22 protein-coding genes, 1 other RNA gene and 1 riboswitch are annotated in these 23,646 nt (G+C 66.3%); of the genes, 16 read left to right on the top strand and 7 right to left on the bottom strand.

The features are described from left to right. Window position 1 precedes the first annotated feature (1 nt). The 4 genes from BVG12_RS28860 to BVG12_RS28875 all read right to left on the bottom strand — a co-directional run bounded on the left by BVG12_RS28860 (window position 2) and on the right by BVG12_RS28875 (window position 2,624). Window positions 2-430, bottom strand: a complete 429-nt coding sequence (locus BVG12_RS28860) for a biopolymer transporter ExbD (RefSeq protein WP_075795406.1) — start codon at window positions 428-430, stop codon at window positions 2-4. A 20-nt stretch (window positions 431-450) separates the two neighbouring features. Beyond that, window positions 451-1,134: a protein TolQ gene (tolQ, locus tag BVG12_RS28865; RefSeq protein ID WP_075795407.1), complete on the bottom strand. Its 684-nt coding sequence runs from the start codon at window positions 1,132-1,134 to the stop codon at window positions 451-453. A gap of 27 nt (window positions 1,135-1,161) precedes the next feature. Continuing rightward, entirely contained in the window at window positions 1,162-1,566 is a 405-nt protein-coding gene (gene ybgC, locus BVG12_RS28870) for a tol-pal system-associated acyl-CoA thioesterase (RefSeq protein WP_083685495.1), read from the bottom strand. Window positions 1,567-1,874: 308 nt separating this feature from the next. Continuing rightward, window positions 1,875-2,624 (bottom strand): SDR family oxidoreductase, encoded by a 750-nt coding sequence (locus BVG12_RS28875; RefSeq protein ID WP_075795409.1) that lies wholly within the window; start codon window positions 2,622-2,624, stop codon window positions 1,875-1,877. Between the two features lie 145 nt (window positions 2,625-2,769). Next, a riboswitch (ZMP/ZTP riboswitch) is annotated at window positions 2,770-2,902 on the top strand. Between the two features lie 99 nt (window positions 2,903-3,001). Between BVG12_RS28875 and glyA the strand changes: the two genes are divergently transcribed. The 10 genes from glyA (at window position 3,002) to BVG12_RS28925 (ending at window position 11,956) form a co-directional block, all read left to right on the top strand. Then, complete coding sequence (gene glyA, locus BVG12_RS28880) at window positions 3,002-4,249, top strand: serine hydroxymethyltransferase (protein ID WP_075795410.1); 1,248 nt, start codon at window positions 3,002-3,004, stop codon at window positions 4,247-4,249. A 41-nt stretch (window positions 4,250-4,290) separates the two neighbouring features. Beyond that, complete coding sequence (gene nrdR, locus BVG12_RS28885; protein ID WP_075795411.1) at window positions 4,291-4,749, top strand: transcriptional regulator NrdR; 459 nt, start codon at window positions 4,291-4,293, stop codon at window positions 4,747-4,749. Between the two features lie 115 nt (window positions 4,750-4,864). Continuing rightward, window positions 4,865-5,407 carry a type IV pilus modification protein PilV gene (gene pilV, locus BVG12_RS28890; protein WP_075795412.1) on the top strand — a complete coding sequence of 181 codons (543 nt, stop codon included), beginning with the start codon at window positions 4,865-4,867 and terminating at the stop codon, window positions 5,405-5,407. Then, window positions 5,404-6,306 carry a PilW family protein gene (locus BVG12_RS28895; RefSeq protein ID WP_083685497.1) on the top strand — a complete coding sequence of 301 codons (903 nt, stop codon included), beginning with the start codon at window positions 5,404-5,406 and terminating at the stop codon, window positions 6,304-6,306. The genes pilV and BVG12_RS28895 overlap by 4 nt, the downstream gene beginning before the upstream one ends. Continuing rightward, window positions 6,303-7,052, top strand: coding sequence for a pilus assembly PilX family protein (locus BVG12_RS28900; protein ID WP_075795414.1), 750 nt, complete (start codon window positions 6,303-6,305; stop codon window positions 7,050-7,052). The genes BVG12_RS28895 and BVG12_RS28900 overlap by 4 nt, the downstream gene beginning before the upstream one ends. Before the next feature lies 1 nt (window position 7,053). Then, the gene (locus tag BVG12_RS35570; RefSeq protein ID WP_307189128.1) at window positions 7,054-7,506 is read left to right on the top strand and encodes a type IV pilin protein; all 453 of its coding nucleotides are present in this window, start codon (window positions 7,054-7,056) and stop codon (window positions 7,504-7,506) included. Continuing rightward, window positions 7,494-8,060, top strand: coding sequence for a GspH/FimT family pseudopilin (locus tag BVG12_RS28910; protein WP_075795415.1), 567 nt, complete (start codon window positions 7,494-7,496; stop codon window positions 8,058-8,060). Before BVG12_RS35570 ends, BVG12_RS28910 begins: the two co-directional genes overlap by 13 nt. Window positions 8,061-8,086: 26 nt before the next feature. Further along, window positions 8,087-9,205 (top strand): bifunctional diaminohydroxyphosphoribosylaminopyrimidine deaminase/5-amino-6-(5-phosphoribosylamino)uracil reductase RibD, encoded by a 1,119-nt coding sequence (ribD, locus tag BVG12_RS28915; RefSeq protein ID WP_370662819.1) that lies wholly within the window; start codon window positions 8,087-8,089, stop codon window positions 9,203-9,205. A gap of 32 nt (window positions 9,206-9,237) precedes the next feature. Further along, a complete protein-coding gene (locus BVG12_RS28920) occupies window positions 9,238-9,867 on the top strand; it encodes a riboflavin synthase (RefSeq protein ID WP_075795417.1) in 630 nt (209 codons plus the stop codon). 106 nt (window positions 9,868-9,973) lie between these two features. Then, window positions 9,974-11,956, top strand: a complete 1,983-nt coding sequence (locus BVG12_RS28925) for a S9 family peptidase (protein ID WP_075795418.1) — start codon at window positions 9,974-9,976, stop codon at window positions 11,954-11,956. Between the two features lie 137 nt (window positions 11,957-12,093). Here the strand turns inward: BVG12_RS28925 and BVG12_RS28930 are convergent, their stop codons facing one another. Continuing rightward, window positions 12,094-14,967: a M16 family metallopeptidase gene (locus BVG12_RS28930; RefSeq protein WP_075795419.1), complete on the bottom strand. Its 2,874-nt coding sequence runs from the start codon at window positions 14,965-14,967 to the stop codon at window positions 12,094-12,096. 248 nt (window positions 14,968-15,215) lie between these two features. Here BVG12_RS28930 and ribBA point away from each other — a divergent pair, with 248 nt between their 5' ends. The 3 genes from ribBA (at window position 15,216) to nusB (ending at window position 17,377) form a co-directional block, all read left to right on the top strand. Next, window positions 15,216-16,331 (top strand): bifunctional 3,4-dihydroxy-2-butanone-4-phosphate synthase/GTP cyclohydrolase II, encoded by a 1,116-nt coding sequence (gene ribBA / locus BVG12_RS28935; protein ID WP_075795420.1) that lies wholly within the window; start codon window positions 15,216-15,218, stop codon window positions 16,329-16,331. A 67-nt stretch (window positions 16,332-16,398) separates the two neighbouring features. Then, entirely contained in the window at window positions 16,399-16,878 is a 480-nt protein-coding gene (gene ribH / locus BVG12_RS28940; RefSeq protein ID WP_075795421.1) for a 6,7-dimethyl-8-ribityllumazine synthase, read from the top strand. 28 nt (window positions 16,879-16,906) lie between these two features. Continuing rightward, window positions 16,907-17,377 carry a transcription antitermination factor NusB gene (gene nusB / locus BVG12_RS28945; protein ID WP_075795422.1) on the top strand — a complete coding sequence of 157 codons (471 nt, stop codon included), beginning with the start codon at window positions 16,907-16,909 and terminating at the stop codon, window positions 17,375-17,377. Between the two features lie 200 nt (window positions 17,378-17,577). Here nusB and BVG12_RS28950 read toward each other — a convergent pair whose 3' ends face one another. Next, the gene (locus BVG12_RS28950) at window positions 17,578-18,501 is read right to left on the bottom strand and encodes a lytic transglycosylase domain-containing protein (protein WP_075796627.1); all 924 of its coding nucleotides are present in this window, start codon (window positions 18,499-18,501) and stop codon (window positions 17,578-17,580) included. Window positions 18,502-18,971: 470 nt separating this feature from the next. Here BVG12_RS28950 and ubiD point away from each other — a divergent pair, with 470 nt between their 5' ends. Beyond that, window positions 18,972-20,471 carry a 4-hydroxy-3-polyprenylbenzoate decarboxylase gene (gene ubiD, locus BVG12_RS28955; protein WP_075795423.1) on the top strand — a complete coding sequence of 500 codons (1,500 nt, stop codon included), beginning with the start codon at window positions 18,972-18,974 and terminating at the stop codon, window positions 20,469-20,471. A 114-nt stretch (window positions 20,472-20,585) separates the two neighbouring features. After that, window positions 20,586-20,684, top strand: an RNA gene (ffs, locus tag BVG12_RS28960) — signal recognition particle sRNA small type. Between the two features lie 8 nt (window positions 20,685-20,692). Here ffs and BVG12_RS28965 read toward each other — a convergent pair. Beyond that, entirely contained in the window at window positions 20,693-21,364 is a 672-nt protein-coding gene (locus tag BVG12_RS28965; protein ID WP_075795424.1) for a hypothetical protein, read from the bottom strand. A gap of 94 nt (window positions 21,365-21,458) precedes the next feature. Here BVG12_RS28965 and BVG12_RS28970 point away from each other — a divergent pair, with 94 nt between their 5' ends. Then, window positions 21,459-23,618, top strand: coding sequence for a DNA polymerase III subunit gamma/tau (locus BVG12_RS28970; RefSeq protein ID WP_075795425.1), 2,160 nt, complete (start codon window positions 21,459-21,461; stop codon window positions 23,616-23,618). The last annotated feature ends 28 nt before the right edge of the window (window positions 23,619-23,646 follow it).

The following is a 23,646-nucleotide window of genomic DNA, read 5'->3' on the forward strand; positions in this document are numbered from 1 at the left end:
TTCACTTCGTGGCCAGTCCGACGCGGGTGATGCCCATCTTCTTGGCCTCGGAAATCAGCTGGATCACGTCGTCGTATTTGCTGTCGCGGTCGCCAGCTATCAAGACCGGATAATCCGGATGCGCTTCATGGATGTCGCGCAGGCGCGTGACCAGCGTGGAGCGGCTCGACACGTTTTCCAGCGGTTGCGGATTCTTGCCCGTGACGCCGATCTGCAGCTGGGCGTTTTCCTTGATCGCGATCTGGATGTAGTCGTCCGGCGGCTGCGTGGAACGCTCGGCGCTGGGCAGCTTGATCTCGCTCGGGTTCTGCGTCGGCGGCACCGCCATGAAGATGATGAGCAGCACCAGCATCACGTCGATGTACGGCACGACGTTGATCTCGGACTTGAGCTTGCGACGACTGCCCCGCAGGCTGCTGTTGAAGGCCATGTCGGTTCCTCTTGCGGCGGTCAGCGCGACTGGCGCTGCAGGATGTTCGAGAATTCCTCGACGAAGCTTTCGAAGCGGATCGCGAGGCGGTCGATGTCGTGGGTGAAGCGGTTGTACGCCACCACGGCAGGAATGGCGGCGAACAGGCCGATGGCGGTGGCGATCAGCGCTTCGGCGATGCCCGGCGCGACCGTGGCCAGCGTCGCCTGCTGCACGTTCGCCAGGCCGCGGAACGCGTTCATGATGCCCCAGACGGTGCCGAGCAGGCCGATGTACGGCGACACCGAGCCGACGGAAGCCAGGAAGTTCAGGTGCGTGTCGAGCTGGTCCAGCTCGCGGTGGAACGCGGCGCGCATCGCGCGGCGGGCACCGTCCAGCACGGCGCCGACGTCGAGCGCGTCGCGCGATGCCTGCTTGCCCTTGATGAACTCGCCCATGCCGGCTTCGAAGATGCGGGCCAGCGGGCCGCTCTGGTCGCGTTGGCTGCTGGCGCTCTGGTGCAAGGTGTGCAGGTTGCCGCCGGCCCAGAAGCTGCGCTCGAACTGTTCCGTCTGGCGACGCGCGGCACGGATCGCGAACAGCTTGCGGAAAATATAGGTCCAGCTCATGAGGGAAATCGCGAACAGCAGAGCCATGAGCAACTGCACCAGCACGTGGGCATGGCGGATCAGTTCAATGAATGAGAGGTCTTGGACTGCGTTCATCGGATATATATTTGGGCAAATGAATTGTCAGACGGCACGCATTTTAGCAGCGGCAAGGTCTGGAAGGGAACGGGGACGTAGCGTGACCGCATCGACACAGCCAACTTTTACATCGGCACTGGAGAGCAATGTGTCGCCGCGCCAGGCTTGCTGGGCGAACTGCACGGAGGCGCGGCCGAGCTTTTCGACGTTGAGAGTCAGTCTGACTTCGTCGTCCAGGCGCGCGGATGCGAGATAGTCGACGCTGGCACTGCGCACGACGAAGATGGCGCCTTCCTGGTCGCGCAGGGTTTGCTGATCGATGCCGAGCGAACGCAGCCATTCGGTGCGGGCGCGTTCATAAAACTTCAGGTAATTGGCGTAGTACACGATGCCGCCGGCGTCCGTATCTTCGTAGTAGACCCGAACTGTCCAGGTGAAAACTGAAGGCATTTCAGCTGCCATAAATGAAAATGGGAAATATTTTACGCCATTTCTACCAGCCATATGTGCGCTAGGGTACATATACACGGGTATAACCGGCGGACGGCCCGTTGGCGGAGCCGTCGAAACAGGGCGTGAGCAACCGCCGGCTCATGCCAAGCCAGCAACTGTAGCACTTTTTCATTTCGGATGGCGCCGCTGTTACAAAGCGAAAACAATTCGTTCGCCCGCCGACCGATTGCCGTGATCGAAGTCGACACTTCGGGGTCAGAGCCCGGTTTTGGGAAATTGCCCAAAACCGGGCTCTGACCCCGGATTCAGCTCTGGTTGCGCTTGATGTTGAGGGGGCCGTAGCCCTGGCACGTCGGCATCATCTCGATGTGGTTGATGTTGACGTGCGGCGGCAGCGAGGCGATCCAGTAGGCCGTTTCGGCGATGTCCTCGGCGGTGAGCGGTTGCGTGCCTTCGTAGACCTTCGCGGCGGCGGCGTCGTCCCGCAGGCGCACGTTCGAGAATTCGGTGCCGCCGCACAGGCCCGGCGCGATATTCGTCGCGCGCACGCCCGTGCCGACGAGGTCGGCGCGCAGGTTCAGCGTGAACTGTTCGACGAACGCTTTGGTGGCGCCGTACACGTTGCCGCCCGGGTAAGGGGTGCGGCCGGCCACGGAGCCGATGTTGATGACCAGGCCGCTGCCGCGTTCGACCATCGCGGGCAGCAGGGCGTGCGTCATCGTGACGAGACCCTTGATGTTCGTGGCGATCATCGTTTCCCAGTCTTCCAGCGGGACTTCGTACGCCGGCTTCGTGTTCAGCGCGAGGCCGGCATTATTGATCAGCACGTCGATCTGGCGCCAGGATTGCGGCAGCATCGACAGCGCTTCCTCGATCGACGCCTTGTCGGTGACGTCCATCGCGATCGGCAGGGCCGATTCGCCCAGCTCGCGGGCGAGGGCGTCGAGACGCTCCTTGCGGCGCGCCGCCAGCACCACCTGGTGGCCGTTCTTGACGAAAGTGCGCGCCATGGCGGCGCCGAATCCGGCCGAAGCGCCGGTGATGAAAACGATCATGATGGTTTACCTGGCAAGGTTGCAACCGTGAGATTGTAGCGGAAATGCCCACGCGAAGCAGGGTCGGCAGCGGGGTTGCCAGGGCGTCATCGGTTTCCTTGCCTGCCGGCCGTACAATCCCGTACAATCGGGAGTTCCATTTACATACATCTCACGTAACTGGCGAAAACCGTGCGCTGCCGTCCGATCAGGAGCGATCGGCCTGCCGGTGCGTGGCGAAGGTGGGCACCCACCGGGGAACGTGAGATTTCTCATTGCCGTTCGCCTGGGCAGCCACCGACTGGTACGCGTCTGTATCGCGGATGCCCTGCATTCTCCGGCTCCCGCCCGTTCAGCGCTCACCGTTGCCTGGTTCTCTTAACGATTGGAGTTTTTTCATGTTTGCAAAAGATCACACGCTCGCCAAGGTTGACCCGGATCTGTGGGATGCGATCCAGAAGGAAAACAAGCGCCAGCAGGACCACATCGAGCTGATCGCATCCGAAAACTACACGTCGCCGGCCGTGATGCAGGCCCAGGGCTCGCAGCTGACCAACAAGTACGCCGAAGGCTATCCGGGCAAGCGCTACTACGGCGGCTGCGAATACGTCGACGTCGCCGAGCAACTGGCCATCGACCGCGTCAAGCAGCTGTTCGGCGCCGAAGCCGCGAACGTTCAGCCGAACTCCGGCTCGCAGGCGAACCAGGGCGTGTTCTTCGCCATGCTGAAGCCGGGCGACACGATCATGGGCATGTCGCTGGCCGAAGGCGGCCACCTGACCCACGGCATGGCGCTGAACATGTCGGGCAAGTGGTTCAACGTGATCTCCTACGGCCTGACCGAGCAGGAAGACATCGACTACGAGCAGATGGAACGCCTGGCGCGCGAGCACAAGCCGAAGCTGATCATCGCCGGCGCCTCCGCCTTCGCCCTGCGCATCGACTTCGAGCGCTTCGCCCGCGTCGCCAAGGAAGTCGGCGCGTACTTCATGGTCGACATGGCGCACTACGCCGGCCTGATCGCCGCCGGCGAATACCCGAACCCGGTGCCGCACGCCGACTTCGTCACGTCGACGACGCACAAATCGCTGCGCGGCCCGCGCGGCGGCATCATCCTGATGAAGGCCGAGCACGAGAAGGCCATCAACTCGGCCATCTTCCCGGGCATCCAGGGCGGTCCGCTGATGCATGTGATCGCCGGTAAAGCGGTCGCCTTCAAGGAAGCGCTGTCGCCGGAATTCAAGGCTTACCAGCAGCAGGTCGTCAAGAACGCCAAGGCGCTGGCCGACACGCTGACCGCACGCGGCCTGCGCATCGTCTCGGGTCGTACCGAGTCGCACGTGATGCTCGTCGACCTGCGTTCGAAGGGCCTGACCGGCAAGGAAGCGGAAGCCATCCTGGGCCAGGCACACATGACCTGCAACAAGAACGGCATTCCGAACGACCCGCAGAAACCGTTCGTGACCTCGGGCATCCGCCTGGGCAGCCCGGCGTTCACGACGCGCGGCTTCAAGGAAGAGGACGCCGTCAAGGTCGGCAACCTGATCGCCGACGTGCTGGACAACCCGCACGACGCCGCGACCATCGACCGCGTCAAGGCCGAAGTCAAGAAACTGACCGACAAATACCCGGTCTACGAAGCGTAATGCGATAGCGGGGGCGCCCTTGTGGCGCCCTCTACACTCCCATGAAATGTCCGTTCTGTCAGCATGAAGACACCCAGGTCCTCGATACCCGCGTATCCGAGGAAGGCGACGCCATCCGGCGCCGGCGCCGCTGCGCCGCGTGCGACAAGCGCTTCACCACCTACGAACGCATCGAGCTCTCGATGCCGTTCATCGTCAAGAAGAACGGCAGCCGCACCGAATACGAATCCTCCAAGCTGCGCGGCAGCCTGATGCTTGCGCTGCGCAAGCGTCCCGTGGCGGCCGAAGCCATCGACCGAGCCGTCGCGTCGATCGAAGAAAAACTCCTCACCAGCGGCCGGCGCGAAGTCGACACGGGTCATGTCGGCGAACTGGTGATGCAGGAACTCAAGCGCCTCGACAAGATCGCCTACATCCGCTTCGCCTCCGTCTACAAGAACTTTGAAGACCTGGCCGAGTTCCAGGAAGCGATTGCCGAAGTGGGCCAGCCGCGTAAATAAGCGCGTCCATTTTCCCCATCTTTAGTTGCATCCCTGCGGTTGAGCCAGCACACGGCTCGCCCGGGCTCGACTGTTACCTTGTCAGCTTCGAAAAACGATAAGCTGGAGGTCGTCGATGCGGTCGCTGCCGGGTTCGTCATTGCGCGTGCGCGCCGGGTTCACGCTGGTGGAAGTGCTCGTCGCGCTGTTCGTGGTTGCGGTGGGCATTGCCGGCGCGGCCGCGTTGCAGGCGCTGGCCGTGCGCTCGTCGCGCGATGCCGCGCACCTGGCCGAAGGCACCCGGCTGGCGCGGTCGCTGGCCGAGCGCATGCGCGCGAATCCCCACGCATTGGCGCTGCCCGATGCCGACAATCCCTATCTGCAGCTCGATTACGACGCCGGCAGCGGCGCGCCGACGGCATCCGGGTTGTGCTACGCGGACGCGGCCTGCGACGCGGATGAGCTGGCGCGCTTCGACCTGTACGAGGTGTCGGAAGCGCTGGCGGCCACCTTGCCCGGCGGGCGCATCCGCGTGTGCCGCGATGCCGGACCGCCCGCCTGGTCCTGCGACGCCGGGGACGGGGCGCCGCTGGTCGTCAAGGTCGGATGGCGTGCACCGGGCGAGACGGCGACGGCTGCGCCGAAGGTGATGCTGCCGCTGGCGGGAGCGGCACGATGAGACGGTCCGTCCGCCAAGGCGGCATGATGCTGGCCGAGCTGATGGTGGCGCTGGCCGTCGGCCTGGGCGTCGTGCTGGCGGCCGGGCGCCTGCTCGTGCTGGCGAACGGCGCGTACGCGGCCCAGGTCGAGTCGTCCGCGGTCGACGATGGCGGACGTTTCGCCGTCGACCTCATTGCCCGCGCCGTGCGTCAGGCGGGCGCCGTCGACGTCGCGACACTGGCCGATCCGGCGTCCGATGCCGCGCCGGCGCGCCTGGCCGGGCTGGATGCGCGCACGCTGTCCCGCACGACGCCGGGCCTTTCCGATCCGCTCCCGGCCGCCATCAACGGCAGCGACGTGCTGGCCATCCGTTTTCCCGGCGCGGATGGCGACGCCATCGACTGCGCGGGCTTTCCGGCTGCCGCGGGGGAGGAGGGCTGGAGCATCTTCTACGTGGCGCGCAACGGCGAGGGCGAGGCCGAATTGCGCTGCAAATACCGTGGCGCCGCGCACTGGAGCGCGGACGCGCTGGTGACCGGGGTCGATGGCTTCCAGGTCCTGTACGGCGTGGACACGGACGATCCGCCCGACGGCGTGGCCAATCGCTACCTGAACGCGGCGGCAGTGGATGCGCTCGATGCCGAACTGGCCAGCCTGGGCGAGGCGGAATTCAACCGCCGCACCCACTGGAAGCGCATCGTCGGCGTGCGCGTGGGCCTGCTGCTGCACGGGAGCCGGCCCACGCGCGCGGTGCCCGGCAGCGCGCGCTACGACCTGCTCGGCGCGGGCTATGCGGATGCCGCCGGTGCGGACGATCCCGGCAGTTCGCTGGACGAAGCCCGCATGACGCCCGACCTGCGGCGGCGCGAGCGGCGGCTGTTCACGTTCACGGTCGCGTTGCCGGCGCCGCCATCATGAAGACGCGCCGCTCCGAATCCGGGCTGGCCCTCGTCTGCGCGCTGATGCTGATGCTCGCGGCGATGGTGATTGGCCTGGCCGTCGTGCGCGGCGGCTTCGTCCTGCTGGCTGCCGCGCGCAACGAACGCGACCGCGACGTGGCGTGGGCCGCGGCCGAGGCGGCCTTGCGCGATGCCGAGCACGACATCGCCGGCGCGGCGGATGCGCCACCGGACCGCGCCGCGCATTTCAGCCCGGCGGGGGCAGGCGCCTTCGTCGACGGCTGCGGGCGCGGCGAGGACGATCGCGGCCTGTGCCGGGCCCGGTCGCCGCCCGCGTGGCAGACGCTGGACCTCACGGCCGGGAACAACCCGGCGCTCGTGCCGTACGGCCGCTTTACGGGCGCCACGCTGGCCATCGGCCACGGCGTGCTGCCCGCGCGGCTGCCGGCCTATGTCATCGAGCGGATCGCGCCGCCCGGCGCCACCGCGCGGCAGGGCGGTTTTTATCGCATCACGGCCATCGGCTTCGGGAGCCGGATAGCGACGCGGGTCGTGCTGCAGTCGCTGTACCGCTTGCCGCCGCCGAATGGAAACGCGGACGGACATGAAGGAGGCAATGGCAATGGAAACGCACACGGGGACGGCCATGACGACGGCGACGGCAACCCGACGACCCGGCCGCAACAGCGCCAACTCCCCGCCGGCCGCATCGGCTGGGGCGAAATCGCGAACTGGGCCGAGCTGCACGCACATACCCGGCCATGACATTCGATCCCTTGCACCAAGCCCGGGCTTCACCCTGGTCGAACTGATGATCGTCGTGGCCATCGTCGGCATCCTCGGGGCGCTCGCGTATCCGACCTACGCCGGCTACATCGTGCGCACGCGGCGCACCGAAGGGGAGGTGGCGCTGATCGAAGCCATGCAGCGGCAGGAGCGATATCATGTCCAGCACAACACCTACGTCGCCTTCTCGGCGGACGAGTCCGGTGCGGACGGGTTCACGTGGTGGTCGGGCGCCAATGCGTCCGCCAGTGCCTACGAACTCGATGCGCATGCCTGTCACGGGCGCGACATCGCGGCGTGCGTCGAGATCCGTGCCCGTCCCGGCACGGCCAGGGTCGACGCGCGCTTCCGCGATCCCGACTGCGGCGTGCTGACCCTGGACAGCACCGGACGCCAGGGCGAGCAAGGCACGGGGGCGCGATGTTGGCCGTGACGTGCTGCGGCGCGCGGGCCCGCGGCGTGTCGCTGCCGGAAATGTGCATCGTGCTGGCCGTGGCGGCGTTATCGTTGGCCATCGCCGCGCCCGACCTGCGCGATCTCGTGCGTACCCAGCAGTTGAAGGCGGCAACGGGCGACCTGTTCGCGGCGATCGATCTCGCGCGGGCCCAGGCGCTGGCGCGCGGGCGCCAGATCAAGCTGGTGCCGCTGGATCCTCGCGGCGCCGACTGGCGCCGGGGCTGGCGCGTGGTCGACGAGCACGACGATGGCGAGCCGGCTACGGATGAGCTGATCGCGGAGCATGGTCCGCTGGCGCCCGGCATCGCCGTCGGCTTCGCCTTCACGAATGTCGCACCGCCGTACTATATCGCCTACAATGGCGCGGGGCGCAGTTGCGCCGACGGCAACAGCGCGGCGGCGCGCTGGGGAACGGTGTCGCTGTTTCACGGCGGGCACATCCGCCGTATTAAAATCAATATGCTGGGCCGGGCGCGCGTGTGCGATCCGGCGCGCGATGCGGGTTGCGACGGCGCCGCGGCACCGCAGTGAACAACGTAGCGAGACCGGAAACGAGAGTGCAGATACAGAGCGATACCGACGGCATGGCGCTGGCCCTGGAATGGGCGGCGAAGGGGATGTACATCACCGCGCCCAACCCGCGCATCGGTTGCGTGATCGTGCGCGATGGCGTCGTCATCGGCGCCGGCCACACGCAGCCCGCCGGCCAGGCCCACGCCGAGATCCAGGCGCTGCGCGATGCCCAGGCGCGCGGCAACGACGTGCGCGGCGCCACCGCCTACGTGACGCTGGAGCCGTGCAGCCACTACGGGCGCACGCCGCCGTGCTCGAACGCGCTGATCCAGGCGGGGCTCGGCCGCGTCGTCGCGTCGATGGTCGACCCGAACCCGCTCGTGGCGGGGCGGGGGATGGCGCAGCTGGAAGCGGCCGGGATCGACGTCAGCGCGGGCGTGCTGGCGAAGCAGGCGTACGAACTGAACATCGGCTTCTTTACGCGCATGCGCCATGGCCGGCCGTGGGTGCGCCTCAAGACGGCGGCCAGCCTGGACGGCGTCACGGCATTGGACAACGGCGAAAGCCAGTGGATCACGAGCCAGGAGGCGCGTGCGGATGGCCACGCGTGGCGCGCGCGCGCGAGCGCGATCCTGACCGGCATCGGCACGATCAAGGTCGACAACCCGCAGCTGACCGTGCGCGGCATCGACACGCCGCTGCAGCCGCGCCGCGTGATCGTCGACAGCCGCCTCGACATCGGGACGGGCGCCTGCATCCTGCAGGGCGAGCCGTGCTGGATCGTGGCCGCCGTGCCGCAGCGGGAAAAAGAAGCGGCGCTGCGGGCGATGGGGCATGAGATCATCATGCTGCCGAATCCGTCCGGCAAGGTCGACCTGCCGGCGCTCATGCGCGAGCTGGGCCGGCGCGAGATCAACGAGCTGCATGTCGAGGCCGGTTCCAAGCTGAACGCGTCGCTCGTGCGCGAAGGCTGCGTGGACGAGCTGCTCGTGTACCTGGCGCCCAGCCTCGTCGGTCCGGGACAGGGGATGTTCGCGCTGCCGCCGCTGGCGCGCCTGGCGGACAAGCTGCCGCTGCATTTCCATGGCGTGGCCCAGGTCGGCCCCGACCTGCGCATCATGGCGCGTTTCCGGCCGGACGAAGACCCGAACCGCCACGCCTGACACCGATACAAGTAAAAGCAAAGGAAGAGAGTATGTTCACCGGAATCGTCGCTGCCGTCGGCAGCATCAAATCGGTCACCCCGCTCGCGGACGGCGCGGATGCGGGCGTGCGCCTCGACATCGACGCGGGCGGCCTGCCGCTGGGCGACGTCGCGCTGGGCGACTCGATCGCCATCAACGGCGCCTGCATGACCGTCGTCGAGAAGACGGACAGCGCGTTCGCCGTCGACGTGTCGCGCGAGAGCCTGAACCGCACCGTCGGCCTCGACCAGCCGGGCGAAGTGAACCTGGAAAAGGCGCTGACCTTGGCCGAGCGCCTGGGCGGGCACCTCGTCTCGGGGCACGTGGACGGGCTCGGCGAGGTGCACAGCTTCGAGCAGGTGGGCGAGTCGTGGAAACTCGTCATCGACGCACCGCGTGAGCTGGGCAAATACCTGGCCTATAAAGGTTCCGTCGTCGTGAACGGCGTGTCGCTGACCGTCAACAGCGTCGAGGACATCGATGGCGCGGGTCAAGCGTGCTGCCGCTTCTCGATCAACCTGATCCCGCACACGATCGCCGTCACGACGCTGAAGCACCTGCGCGCCGGCGCCAAGGTCAACCTGGAAATCGACCTCATCGCCCGCTACGTGGAGCGCATGCTCAGCGCAGCCAAAGCCTGACCAGGGATATTTGGCGTAGACTTCCCGCTGGCATTTATTCCAGCGTAGGCGGGGCATTCGCGCGCGTCTTTACGTTGGCATCCACAACGACAACAAGGACGAGACGATGACCCTGGACACTCCCAAGCATGGCAAGACTCTGGCGCGCGGCGCGGCGTTGATCACGCTGCTCGCGGCGGCGGGGTTTGCTTCGGCCGACCCGGCCGGCATCCGCACCTACCGCACGCTCACGATGGCGCCGGGCGGCGACCGTATCGCGGCCGTCGAAGCGGTGGAGGGGGAGGCGAAGACGGGGCCGCGCGTCGTCGTGCGCGACACGGCCACGGGCAAGGTCGCGTCGACGTGGCAAAAGGCCGACTGCGCGCAATGCAAGCTGGAATCGCTGGCCTGGTCGCCGGACCAGAAGACGTTGGCCGCGATCGTCACCGACCCGAAGGCGGGCACGGCCGCCGTCATGCTGTTGCGCGACGGCCGGACGACTCTGCTCATTACCGTGAAAGGCGTCGCCGGCACCGTGCGCTGGTCGCCGGACGGGCGCCAGGTCGCGTTCCTCGCGACGGTCGGCGCGAAAAAGCTGGCGGGCGCCGTCGAAGCGGGCGCGCGCCGGATCGGCGAGATCGGCCTCGCGCAGGAAGAGGACGAGCAGCGCATCGCCATCGTGCCGGTAAGCGGCGGCGCGGGCGGTGGTGATTATCGTCTGGTGTCGCCGGGCGACACCTACATCTACGAATACGACTGGACGCCGGACGGCAAGGGCTTCGTGGTCACGAGCGCGAAGGGCAATGGCGACAACAACTGGTGGATCGCCACGCTGGGCCATGTCGACGCGGTCAGCGGCCGGCTGCGCGTGATCGCGGCGCCGAAGATGCAAATGAACATGCCGCACGTGTCGCCGGACGGCCGCACGGTGGCGTTCATCGGGGGCCTGATGAGCGACTTCGGCTCCGTCGGCGGCGACGTGTATACGGTGCCGCTGGAAGGCGGCGGCGAACCCGTCGACGTGACGCCGGACTACAAGGCCACCTTCAACGGCATCGCGTGGCGCGGCAAGGAATTACTGGCGTCCGTGCTGGCGGGCAGCGACGCCGGCATCGCCGCGATCGACCCGGACGCGCGCGCGACGCGCATGCTGTGGCAAGCGCCGGTGGGCGTGTCGGCCGGCCGCGACGGCCGCTTCGTGTTCAGCGCGGACGGCCGCGTGGCCGCGTCCGTGACGGAAGACTTCGAGCACGCGCCGCGCATCGTCGCGGGACGCCTGCCGGAACTGGTGCCGATCACGCGCGACAACGACGGCTTCGCGCCGCAGGTGGCCGCGCGCAGCGTCGGCTGGACCAACGAGGGGTTCAGCGTACAGGGCTGGCTGGTCGGGCCGCGCAATGTCGACGCGGGCAAAACCTATCCGATGATCGTGCAGGTGCACGGCGGCCCCGCGTCGGCCGTGTCGCCGCGCTACGTGTCCGGCGGCGACAGCGGCAATGCGCTCGTGCGCGACCTGGTGAAGGAAGGCTATTTCGTGTTCATGCCGAACCCGCGCGGCAGCTATGGCCAGGGCGCGGCGTTCACGCGGGCGAACATGCGCGACTTCGGCGGCGGTGACTGGCGCGACATCCTGGCCGGCGTCGACGCGGCCATCGCCCGGGCGCCGATCGACGGCAACCGCCTCGGGCTGATGGGCCATTCCTACGGCGGCTTCATGACGATGTGGGGCGTCACGCACAGCCAGCGCTTCAAGGCCGCCGTGGCCGGCGCCGGCATCGCCAACTGGATCAGCTATTACGGCCAGAACGGCATCGACCAGTGGATGGTGCCTTACTTCGGTGCGACGATGTATGACGATCCCGCGATCTACCGCGCGGCTTCGCCCATCGAATCGATCAAGGCGGCGCGCACGCCGACGCTGATTTATGTGGGGGAGCGCGACGTCGAGTGTCCGCCGGCGCAGTCGTTCGAGTTCTGGCACGCGCTGCGGGCGCTGGGCGTGCCGACCACCTTGCTCGTGTACGACGGCGAGGGCCACGCGTTCCGCAAGCCGGAGAACCAGCGCGATCTGCGCGCGCGCGAGATCGCCTGGTTCAACAAATATCTGTAGGTGGACAGCTTTGCTGTCCTCGCGTTCAACGTTCGCCGGCATGATTCGACGTGTCCCAGGTCGCGTTCAACGTTCGCCGGCGCGAATACGACGTGTCCGGGGTCGCGTATCACCGCGTGGACGGCGAGCCGTCCACCCTACGAACGGGGCTTCTTGTCAGTCGCGTTCCTGGCCTGGGCGGCGGCGGCCTTCGCTTCCGGATTCAACACCACCTGCACATAGTTCTCCGTGTTCAGGTAGCGCTGCGCCGCCCGCTTCACGTCGTCCACGGTCAGGTTCTGCACCTCCTTGTCGAACGTGAGGATGGTGCCGGGGTCCGTGCCTTCCGTCAGCGACGTCTGCAGCGCGGCCAGCCAGTACGTGTTTTCCTGCAGCGACTTGCGGTAGGTCTGCAGCCAGTTCGTCTTGACCTTGTCCAGGTCGGCCTGCGTCGGGCCTTCCGTGCGCATGCGCTCGATCTCGGCGAAGGTCGCGGTCAGCACCTTGTCGACGTTGTCCGGACCGGTCGGCAACTGCACGCCGATCGTGTAGTGGCTGTACGGGATGCGCGTCATCGAGCCTTCCATGCCGCCGCCGTAGATCAGGCCCAGTTTTTCGCGCAGCACGTCGATGATGCGGATATTCATGACTTCCGTCAGCGCGGACAGGCGCAGTTCTTCCAGTTCCGTGACGTCGGTCGGGCCGGTAAAAGTCAGCGACACGGTGCTGCGGTCTTCCGAGCCGCTGTTCACTTCACGCTTGACGACGCCCGACACGGGACGGATGCCGAGGTCGCGGTAGGCGGTCGGGATGTCCGGCGTCGGCAGGCTGCCGAGGTAGGTCGCGAGGAGCGGCTTGATGGCGGCCGGGTCGAAGCTGCCGACGAAGATGAACGTCAGGCCCTTGGCGCTGGAAAAGCGCTGGCGGTAGATGGCGATCGCGCGGTCGAGATCGATCTTCGTGATGTCGTCGGGACGCAGGGCACGCGGTGCGCGCGGGTTATTGTTGTACAGCGTGGCCAGCACGGTGTCGCCGAACAGGGCGCCCGGCTGCGACAGGCGGTTGCGCGCCAGTTCCATCTGCTTGCCGATAAACGATTTATACAGATCCTCGTCGCGGCGCACGCCGGCGAACTTCAGCCACACCATCTGCAGCATCGTCTCGACGTCGGTGGCGCCCGCGGTGCCCGCGACCACGTCCGTGTTGTTGCCCAGGCCCGCGCTGACGGACGCCGCCTTGCCGGCCAAGATCTTGCGCATGTCGAGCGGCGAGAAATCCTTCAAGCCCATCGCGGCGACGATCGTGTCGGCATAGCGGGCGTTGAACATGTCCTTGTCGTCGAACAGGCTCTGGCCGCCGAAGCGGGCGGCGCTCATCAGGACCTGGTCGTTGCGGAACGTCGTCGGCTTGAGGATCACCTTGACGCCGTTCGACAAGGTCAGCCGGGTCAGGCCGAGGCTCTCGTCGCGGCTCTCGTCGACGATCTTGCCGGGCGCCGGCGGGTGCTCCATCAGGTGCGCGGCCACGGCTTTTTCGTCGTGCGCCTGCACGTCGCGCTTTTCCGCGGCCGCGACGGCGGCGAGCAACTGGTCGCCGGTCGGGATGGCCGCGTCGCCGTCGGCCTTGGTCGAGCCCGTGTAGATCACGAGCTTGCCGGAGTCGGCCGGGATGGTTTTGGCCGCATACGCGTTGATCTCGGCCAGCGTGATGCCGGGCACCATGTCTTTCACGTAGCGGTATTCGGCGTCGATGCCGGGGATCGATTCGCCTTCGAGGAAGTTGCGCATCAGTTCGGACGCGTGGACGGCGGAATCGGTCTTGTCGCGCTCGTTCCAGGCGCGCTCGTAGGTGCGCATCATCGTCTTCTTCATGCGGTCCAGCTCGGCCGCCGTGAAGCCGAAGCGGCGCGCCCGCTCGTTCTCTTGCACGAGCGCGTCGATGGCGACGGTGGCGCCGCTCATGCCGAGCGCGGCCATCGCATTGTACGAACGGTAGCGCGGCGTCAGGCGGGAGAGGGCGCTGCTGGCGCCGATGAAGGGCGGTGTCGGCAGCTGCGACAGTTCCTGCAGGCGCTGGTTCAGCATACCGGCGAACAGCGCTTCGATCAGTTGCTCGCGGTAGCCGCGCAGCGTCTCGCGCTCGTGGAAGGCGCGCACCGGGTAGCGGATCAGGATCGATGCCGGGCCCGCTTCCTTGTCGGTGACGACGAGCGCTTCGTTGTCGGTGCGGGGCGGGATCTTCGCGTAGTCGCGCGGGCGCTCGTGGGCCGGGTTCTTGAGACCCGCGAAATGACGGCGGATCAATTGCTCAGCTTTTGCGGGATCGATGTCGCCCACCGCGACGACGGCCATCAGGTCCGGGCGGTACCAGTCGCGGTAGAAGCGGCGCAGGGTGTCCGGCTTGAAGGTGCGGATGACGTCTTCCTGGCCGATCGGCAGGCGGTCGGCATAGCGCGAACCGTTATAAATCTTCGGCATCAGCACTTTCTGCATGCGGTCGCCGGCGCCCTTGCCGAGGCGTGCCTCTTCGAGGATGATGTCGCGCTCCTTGTCGATGTCGGCATCCGTCAGGGTCAGGCCATGCGCCCAGTCTTCCAGCACGAGGAAGGCTTTGTCGAGGTCGTCCTTGCGGTCGGCCGGGACCGGCAGGATGTAGACGGTCTCGTCGAACGACGTGTACGCGTTCAGGTCGGCGCCGAACTTCACGCCGATCGATTGCAGGTACGAGACCAGCTCGTGCTTTTTAAAATGGCGCGAGCCGTTGAAGGCCATGTGCTCGGTGAAGTGGGCCAGGCCCTGCTGGTCGGCGTCCTCGAGGATGGAGCCGGCCTTGACGACGAGGCGCAGTTCCAGCTTGTGCTCGGGCATGCGGTTGCGCTGGATGTAATAGGTCAGGCCGTTGTCGAGCTTGCCGACCTTCACCTGGGCCCCGACCGGCAGCGGATCGTCCAGCTTCAGGGACGCGCCCGGCGCCAGGCCTTGCACCAGCAGGGCGGCGACGAGGAAAGAAATGCGGGCGATTCGGATGAGCATGCGGCGACGTCCTCAGCACGGAAAAAAATCATTCTACCTTGCCCGGCAGGCGCCACACTTGTAAATGAGTATGATGTAACGCACGGCCGGCACGGCGTGTCGTTGTCATTATGCAACGAAACAATGGGTCGAGAGTGGTAGTGGGACTCTAACGTCGACGGCCTGCGGCGGGGATACGGCCGAGGACCGGCAAATCCTTTAAAATAGCGGATTTCCGCACCAGCCGGTCTGCAATCGAGGAATCCCACATGCCCATCTCCACCACCCAGGAAATCGTTGACGAATTGCGCGCCGGGCGCATGGTCATTTTGGTCGACGAGGAAGACCGCGAGAACGAAGGCGACCTGGTGCTCGCCGCCGAACACGTCACGCCCGAGGCCATCAACTTCATGATCCGCCACGCGCGCGGCCTCGTCTGCCTGACCCTGTCCGAGGAGATCTGCGACCGCCTCGAACTGCCGATGATGACGACCCGCAACGGCACGTCGTTCGGCACCAACTTCACCGTCTCGATCGAGGCGGCGGAAGGCGTCACGACGGGCATCTCGGCCGCCGACCGCGCCCGCACCATCCAGGTGGCCGTCGCGAAGGATGCGAAGCCGGAAGATCTCGTCCAGCCGGGCCACATCTTCCCGCTGCGCGCCGTCAAGGGCGGCGTGCTGATGCGCGCCGGTCATACGGAAGCGGGCTGCGACCTGACGGAAATGGCGGGCCTGACCCCGGCGTCCGTCATCTGCGAGATCATCAAGGAAGACGGCACGATGGCGCGCCTGCCGGACCTGCTGGAATTCGCGCAGGAACACGGCCTCAAGATCGGCACCATTGCCGACCTGATCCACTACCGCAGCCAGAACGAGACGCTCGTCGAACGCGTGGCGGAGCGTGCGCTGTCGACCGTGCACGGCGAGTTCAAGCTGGTCGCCTTCCGCGACAAGCCGAGCGGCTCGGCGCACCTGGCCCTCGTGCACGGCGCGCCGCAGGAAGACCGCGAGACGCTCGTGCGCGTGCACCAGCCCGTGTCCATCCTCGACCTGCTGGACAGCACCTCGACGTCGCACTCGTGGAATCTCGCCGCCGCCATGCAGGCCGTGCAGCAGGCGGAAGCGGGCGTCATCGTCCTGCTCGACTGCGCCGAAACGGCCGACGAACTGTTCGCCCAGTTCGAGGACAAGCCGGTGCGCCCGGTCGGCCGTGCGTCCAACCTGGACCTGCGCACGTACGGCATCGGCGCGCAGATCCTGCGCCAGCTCGGCGTGCGCAAGATGAAGCTGCTGGCCAACCCGCGCAAGATGCCGTCCATGGCCGGCTTCGACCTCGAGGTGACGGGCTATTTGGCGAAACCCGGCTGCGAGGTGAGCTCGTAATGAGCAGGCATAACGCGGTACCATTGACCCATTAATTCACGAAACAAAGAGAACAAGAGGCATAGCCATGACGGTAGGAACTTTTGAAAGCAATATGGCAGGTGAAGGCCTGCGCATCGGTATCGTGCAGGCACGTTTCAATGCCGATGTCGGCCATGGCCTGCTGTCGGCATGCCTGGCTGAACTGAAACATCTCGGCGTCGCCGATGAAGACATCCTGCACGTGACCGTCCCGGGCGCGCTGGAAATCCCGCTGGCCCTGCAGAAGATGGCCGAGACGCAGCAATTCGATGCGCTGATCGCGCTGGGCGCCGTCATCCGTGGCGAAACGTACCACTTCGAACTCGTGTCGAACGAGTCGGGCGCCGGCATCACCCGCATCGGCCTGGATTACGGCATGCCGATCGCCAACGCCGTGCTGACCACCGAGAACGACGAGCAGGCGGAAGCCCGCATGGCCGAGAAGGGCACGGACGCGGCACGCGTCGCGGTCGAGATGGCCAACCTGCTGCTGGGCCTCGAAGAGCTGCAGGCCGAAGAAGAGTAAAGAAAAGTAGGATTCACCGAGTAAAACCATGACTGACAAGACTTTGCACGCCAACCCCAACAAGAACCGCACGCCGCGGCACCGCGCGCGCGAGTTTGCGCTCCAGGGGCTGTATCAGTGGCTGCTGAACAATGAGCCGGCCGCTACGGTCATCGCCAACATCCGCAGCGCCCACGGCTTCGACAAGGCCGACGGCGAGTACTTCACGGAGCTGCTGAACGGTGCGATCGCCCAGTCGGTGGAACTGCGCGAGGTGATCGCCCCGACCGTCGACCGTCCGATCGCGGAACTGTCGCCGATCGAACATGCCGTGCTGTTGCTCGGCGCGTACGAGCTGAAGAACCAGATCGAGATCCCGTACCGCGTCGTGATCAACGAAGCGGTGGAGCTGGCCAAGTCGTTCGGCGGTATCGACGGTCACAAGTACGTGAACGGCGTGCTGGACCGTCTGGCCGGCAAGATGCGTCCGGACGAGGTGGCGGCGGACGCGCGGCGCTGAGTCGTTTCCTGCTAGATATATATGAGAAGGCCGTCCCGGGGAACCGGGGCGGCTTTTTTTTGCGCGTTTGCGGCACGCTGCTTAGTTTGCGGCACGCTGCTTAAAAACGTCATTCCCGCCTTCGCGGGAAAGACAGGCCAAAAAAGAAAGCCACCGCCAGCTCTCGCCGACAGTGGCTTTCGACCAGGAAAGGGTAAGACTCAGAGCCCGGCGACCGTCTCGCCGCTCTGGTTGCCGCCGTGGGCCGCGTCGACCGCAGCGTTGTCCGGCTTGGCCGGTGCGCCGACCGACTTCTGGGCCAGCGTCGTGCTCGGCGTCGGTGCGGACGCCGGCGGGAAGTAGATCGGCACGTTCTTGCCGCTCGCGACCTGTTTCAGGCGTTTGTACTCGGTCAGGACCTTGGAGCCGTAGCCCGAGTCGTCATCGGCCGCGCCGGCGCCGACATAGCTCTTCAGGGCGCCTTCGACCGAGCCGGTGCGGTTCACGTAATCCTTCAGGATCAGGGCGCCGACACGGATGTTGGCGACCGGATTCAGGGCAGCCTGCGAGCCGCCGACTTCCTCGAACTTGTCGCTGTGGACCTTGGACATCACCTGCATCAGGCCCTGCGCGCCCATCGGGCTTTCCGCGAACGGATTCAGGCCCGACTCGATGGCCATCACGGCCAGGATCAGCAGGGGGTCCAGCTTGATCTCGTGCGCCGTGCTGTAGGCGGTCGAGACGAGCATGTTGGCGGCGTCGCCGGCCACGCGGTAGCGGCGCGACAGCCAGTCCGTCACGTACTTCTGCTGCCGGGTCGGGCGGTTCTGCGCCTTGTCGTCGCCATTGCCGATTTCGACGGCGTCGGCGCCGTGTGCGGCCACGAGCTGGATCGACGCATTGGCTGCGACCGGCGCGGGTGCGCTCTGGTGCGGGCTCAGGAAATCCGACACCCGTTTCGCAAACTCGGGGCGGCTGTACAGCAGGGCAATCATTGCTACTGCGGAAAGACCGAATACGGTCAAGGTATGTTGCGCGGTGGTCAATACACCACGTGCCGCTTTGATCACGGAAGACCACGTGACTGGCTGGCTGGCCATCTGTTGGACGAGCCTTGCGCTCGTGCCGATGAAGCGATGGATCATCGTCTCTCCTTTGTCGCGGAAAAAGCAGTCCCGGCGCAGCGCGTAAGCGCAGCGTTTGAGCGTACTCATGCCGTGCATCAGAAAACCGTCCGTCGCCGCCCGTAGCGGTCGAGGAACGCCGTCATTGCTTGCTTCAGCTGGGCAGCGCTGCAGTGGAGGCGCCCAGTAGCTAAACAACTGTCTCGGGGTTGGTTGGGCAGACGCCCAGTGAAAACACTCCTAAAATGTCGCTGGGGCCCCGACCCCGTGAAAGAATGAGACCGGCTAGAATCACGTCCTGGACGGGCCTGTCTCACTTGATACGGCGGATTGTAGAAGCTGGTTTATATCAAGTCAATACTAGCACTTTCGAATTCTATAACTTTTATATCTAAAGATTGTCTCCATACTCATCAATTCTTTGCTAAATCAATCACTTGTCGTCGATTTTTAGCGCACCTCAAAAGATGTAAAAAAGAATTAAAAATTCAATGAACTATTCTGACTTACGAGATTTCATTGCTAAGTTGCAAGAAATCGATGACTTCAAGCTCGTATCGGCGCCTATTTCACCCAATCTTGAAATGACGGAGGTGTGCGACCGCACGTTGCGCGCCGGCGGGCCTGCCTTGCTGTTCGAAAAGCCGGTCGGACCCGACGGCAAGCCCTATGCCATCCCCGTGCTGGCCAACCTGTTCGGCACGCCGCGGCGCGTGGCGCTGGGCATGGGGGCGGACGACGTCAGCGAGCTGCGCAAGATCGGCCACGTGCTGGCGCGCCTCAAGGAGCCGGAACCGCCCAAGGGGTTCCGGGACATCATGGACCTCGGCTCGCTCGTCAAGGCCGTGTGGGACATGGCGCCGAAGGAAGTGAAGGGCGCCCCGTGCCAGGAAATCGTCTGGGAAGGCCAGGACGTGGATCTCGCCCGCCTGCCGGTCCAGCATTGCTGGCCGGGCGATGTCGCGCCGCTGATCACCTGGGGTCTCGTCATCACGAAAGGGCCGAACAAGAAGCGCCAGAACCTGGGCATCTACCGCCAGCAGGTGCTGGGGCCGAACAAGGTCATCATGCGCTGGCTCGCGCACCGCGGCGGCGCGCTCGATTTCCGCGAACATTGCATCGCCAATCCCGGCAAGCCGTACCCGGTGGCGGTGGCGCTGGGCGCCGATCCGGCCACGATCCTCGGCGCCGTGACGCCCGTGCCGGACACGCTGTCCGAATACCAGTTCGCCGGGCTGCTGCGCGGCCAGCGGACCGTCCTGACGAAGGCCATCGGCAGCGAGTTGCGGGTGCCGGCGTCGGCCGAGATCGTGCTCGAGGGGCATATCTATCCGGACGAGAGCCATCCGACCGGCTTCGAGCACGCGCTGGAAGGGCCGTACGGCGACCATACCGGCTATTACAACGAGCAGGACTGGTTCCCCGTGTTCACCATCGACCGCATCACGATGCGGCGCGATCCGATCTACCACTCGACCTACACGGGCAAGCCGCCCGACGAGCCGGCCGTGCTGGGCGTGGCGCTGAACGAAGTGTTCGTGCCGCTGCTGCAGAAACAGTTCACGGAGATCACCGACTTCTACCTGCCGCCGGAAGGCTGCAGCTACCGCATGGCCGTCGTGCAGATGAAGAAGCAGTACGCCGGCCACGCCAAGCGCGTGATGTTCGGCGTATGGAGCTTCCTGCGCCAGTTCATGTACACGAAATTCATCGTCGTCGTGGACGAGGACGTCGACGTGCGCGACTGGAAGGAAGTGATCTGGGCCATCACGACGCGCGTGGACCCGACCCGCGACACCGTCATGGTCGACAACACCCCGATCGACTACCTCGACTTCGCGTCGCCGATCAGCGGCCTGGGCAGCAAGATGGGTATCGATGCGACCAATAAATGGCCGGGCGAGACGAACCGCGAGTGGGGCACGCCCATCGTCATGACGCCGGAAGTGAAGGCGCGCGTGGACGGGATCTGGGGCCAGCTCGGCTTGTGATGTCCGATCGATGCAACCGGATGCGCGCGCATTCTATATAGGTATGCGCGCCGCGTCCGCCTCGTGGACCATCGCGGTTTGCCCGCGTGCTTGTTACCGGTTATAATGCGAGCTGGCGGGCCCCTGCGCATTGTGGCATGGTTTACCTGGTCAGGTCGGGAACGAAGCAGCCAAAGCCGTTCACCGCAAGTGCCGCAGATCAGGCTCGCCTACTCCTCATTTCAGTCGTCGATTTCCGCTTCGAGCGGGCGCGCCGACAATTCCACCAGCGGGTTTTCCTTCAGCATATCCTCGTCGAGCTTGAGCCTGACATGGTTCCTGGCATCGCTGGCGTAGCGCTTGTCGCCGTTGGCGGCCTTGATGGTCAGCTGGGCCGGCTTGTCGAATTTGAAGATCACCGACTTCAGCGTGGGCACGAACAGGCTCAGCGTACCGGCGACCTTGCCGATCGCGGCATTGGTCTGGCGGATGGCGCCCATCACGGCTGCGTAGCGCCACTGCGTTGTCTCGGGCAGCACGGCGCCGAGATCGAAACCCATTCGCATCTTTTCGCCCTTGGGCAGGCTTGTCCAGATTTGCGCATCGTGCGCCAGCCACTGCTGGTTGAGCACCATGCGCGCGCGTCCGCTTGCATCGAGCGGCAAGGGCGTCCGGCTGGCACCGTCCACGACGACCAGTCCCGCATCCAGCGGCGAGATCGCCTTGTTCACCGGCACCAGCTTGGCGTACAAGATGACCTTGTCGCGCTCGGCCTGGGGCAGGGCGTCGAACTTGTCCAGCTTGATGGTGTCGACCAGTTTGCGGTACGGGAGCCATTCGCGTTCGGCCGCATGGCCCGGCAACGCGAGCAGCAGGGAAGTCAAGAGCAGCGGCATGCACAGTGAGGTTTTCATTTTTCCTAATTGAAAGAAAAGCATCAGTGTAGGGGAATTCCCGACGAGCGTCTAATGTTGCCGCGCCTAGCCCGGTCTACGGTAAAATCCCGGTATGTCCTATCAAGTCCTCGCCCGCAAATACCGTCCCCGGAACTTTGAAACGCTGGTTGGCCAGGAGCACGTCGTCCGTGCGCTGACCCATGCCTTGCGTACCGGACGGCTGCACCACGCCTATCTGTTCACCGGCACGCGCGGGGTGGGCAAGACCACGCTGTCGCGCATTCTGGCCAAGTCGCTCAACTGCATCGGGCCGGACGGGCAAGGCGGCATCACGGCGGCGCCGTGCGGCCAGTGCGAACCGTGCCGCGCCATCGACGCCGGCCGCTTCGTCGACTACGTCGAGATGGACGCGGCGTCGAACCGCGGCGTCGACGAGATGGCCCAGCTGCTGGAACAGGCGGTCTACGCGCCGAGCAATGCGCGCTTCAAGGTCTATATGATCGACGAGGTGCACATGCTGACGAACCACGCCTTCAACGCGATGCTGAAGACGCTGGAGGAGCCGCCCGAGCACGTGAAATTCATCCTCGCGACGACGGACCCGCAAAAGATTCCCGTGACGGTGCTGTCGCGCTGCCTGCAGTTCAACCTGAAACAGATGCCGCCCGGTCACATCGTGGGCCACCTGGAAAACATCCTCGGCCAGGAAGGCGTGACGTTCGAGCAGCCCGCGCTGCGCCTGCTCGCGCAGGGCGCGCACGGTTCGATGCGCGACGCGTTGTCGCTGACCGACCAGGCCATCGCCTATGCGGCCGGCGCCGTCACGCTCGACGCCGTGCAGGGCATGCTGGGCGCACTCGACCAGTCCTATCTGGTGCGCCTGCTCGACGCGCTGGCCAACGAGGACGGCGCGGATTTGATGGCCGTCGCGGACGAGATGGCCAGCCGCAGCCTGTCGTACAACGGCGCCTTGCAGGACCTGGGCACCTTGCTGCACCGGATCGCATTGGCGCAGACCGTGCCTGTCGCGCTGCCGGACGACTTGCCGGAACTGGCCGACATCCAGCGCCTGGCGACGCAATTCGATCCGCAGGAAGTGCAGCTGTATTACCAGATCGCCGTGCACGGGCGTAACGAGATCGGCCTCGCGCCGGACGAGTACGCGGGTTTCACGATGACCCTGCTGCGCATGCTGGCGTTCCGCCCGGGACAGGGCGGGGCCGAGCAGGCCGCCGCGCCCGCGCCCGCCGCGCTGGCACGATCGATGCCGCAGGCGGCACCGGCGCGCCCGGCCGCTGCGGCCGCCGCGCCGGCGGCCCCGGCCGCGGCTGCGCGTCCGGCGGGACCGGCGCCAGCGGCGCATACGCCCGCACCGGCCGCGTCACCGTCCGCGCAAGGCGGTGCCGGCCGCGCGATGACGTCGGCCCGCGCGGCCCTCGACGCCGCGCTGGAAGCGGCGCGTGCCGGTTCCCGCATGGGCGGCGTGCCGCGACGTCCGGCCCCGGCCGCACCGCCGGCCGCAACACCCGCACCGGCAGTGTCTCCGGCCGTGCCGCCGGCGCCCGGTCCCGGCGCGGTTGCCGGCGCGACGGCCGCGCCTGCGCAGGCGGCCGCTCCGGCGCCGTGGGACGCCTCTCCGCAAAGCACCGCCGCGGCCCAGCCGCAGCCGGCCATGCAGCATCAGCCGGCCCGGGCGCAGGGGCAGGGCAACGGGCAGGCCGTGGCCGAGGACGAGCCGCCGGCCTGGGTCACCGAGTTTTCCGACGACACGGCCGTCGCGATGGACACGCCGGCCGTGGCCGCGCCGCCCGCACCCGCGCGCGTCGCGCAGCCTTCCGCGCCGCCGTACGCCTATGTCATCACGCCCGTGCCTGCCATCGACTGGGACGGCAACTGGCCGGCGCTGGCGGCATCGCTGCCGCTGCGCGGCGTGGCCCAGCAGCTGGCCTTCCAGACCGAACTGGTCGAGTGCGTGGCGGACGGTAGCGCCGCCACGTTCCGCCTGCGCGTGCCCGTCGACACGCTGCGCGCCAGCGGCAACAGCGACAAGCTGTGCGCGGCCCTGCAGGAACGCTTCCCGGCCGTGCGCGTGAACGTCGAGACCGAGATCGCGCCGACCTGGTACACGGCCAGCGCCGAAGCCAAGGTAAGGCGCGAGCGGCTGCAGCGCGAGGCCGAGGCGGCCGTCGATGCCGATCCGTTCGTGCAAGAGATGGCGCGCACGTTCGACGCCTTCGTCGTGCCCGGGTCCGTGCGTCCGATCGCGACCTGAGCCGCGCACGCATATAAACTGTATAAAC

The organism is Massilia putida, from assembly GCF_001941825.1.
In the GTDB taxonomy this organism is placed as follows: domain Bacteria; phylum Pseudomonadota; class Gammaproteobacteria; order Burkholderiales; family Burkholderiaceae_D; genus Telluria; species Telluria putida.